The sequence below is a fragment of the Leptolyngbya sp. BC1307 genome (assembly GCF_002286735.1).
Taxonomy (GTDB): Bacteria; Cyanobacteriota; Cyanobacteriia; order Phormidesmidales; family Phormidesmidaceae; genus Phormidesmis.
This window is the reverse complement of the sequence record NZ_NRTA01000158.1, coordinates 1-1,066: the sequence shown is the minus strand read 5'-3', so window position 1 is coordinate 1,066 and position 1,066 is coordinate 1. Positions and strand designations below refer to the sequence as shown.

Sequence of the window (1,066 nt, the reverse complement as noted above, 5' to 3'; positions counted from 1 at the left end):
AACGCTGCGGCATGTTTGCTCACCACTGGCGCTGGCGCAACAATCGGCAACTGCATCCTTCACCTCCTGCTCAAAACCTTTGAACCTAACGCCTAGTCTACCTCAGACGCGATATGATGATTTTTCTCTCATGAGAGCACAACACTCAAGTTATGACTAATCTGTTTGGCAAACCGGGGCGTTGAGGTCAATACGATGCGACTATTTACCTCTAGCGGGCAAAACGTGGCCCCGCCTTTAGCACTTTGGTAGACATGACGCTCTATCGATACCTTGCCATACGGGCTCTGGTAGCTCTTTGGTTGCTGTCCTTTGCTCGTCCAACGTACACCTTCAATCTCTAGCGGCGAACCATCGGTATCGAACTGCTCTAGGGCTTTGCCACTCGCTAGCACGCCTGCTTCATTCAGCTCCGATTGAATGCTCTCTTCGGTCGATAGCATTGTGCTCTCGTAGGGAATCGTGATTTGAATAGTGACTGAATTCGCATCACTCTCTACTATCAATGCACCCATATTCGCTACACTCCAATAAAATAAAGCTTTACAGTCTCTCGATTCTCCTGAGAATATAACATCATATTTAGGTCACACCCGTTACCGGAAGCGACTTTTCGATTGCTGGACAAGTGGTTCCGTATTGTAATCAAGGAAGTGGAAATGCTTGCACTAGCTCTCAGTGGAATGCGGCTGAAGTGATTGGTTACAATAACGTGATGGATTATTACAACTTTAGCGGTACTAATAAGCTACAAGTCTGGATACATGAGTTTGGCCACTTACTATCCTTGTCTCACATATCAGAGTTCGACCCCCAAAGCGATGCTGCCATGCATCCTGAGGTTCCATCTATCTACGGAGTTCAAACCCGAGATCGTCAAAGCTTAAGAAACAAGTGGGGGACTTAATCTGATTGAGGTAATTTACCAAATGAAAGATGTATACTGGACAGTGCGAAGTTTTTCTTGAAGTGCGAAATGCGATTCTCCATAGGAGAGGCGGAGCCAACGCTAAAAGTAACGAACATCCCTATACCCAAGGGGCAAGGAATGTTCGAGACTGGTTGA

General features: G+C 46.5%; 1 pseudogene. It reads right to left on the bottom strand.

Annotated elements, in window-relative coordinates:
- Positions 1 to 152 precede the first annotated feature (152 nt).
- A pseudogene (locus tag CKL79_RS22525) lies at positions 153 to 515 on the bottom strand (ISKra4 family transposase); the annotation flags it as partial.
- Between the last annotated feature and the right edge of the window lie 551 nt (positions 516 to 1,066).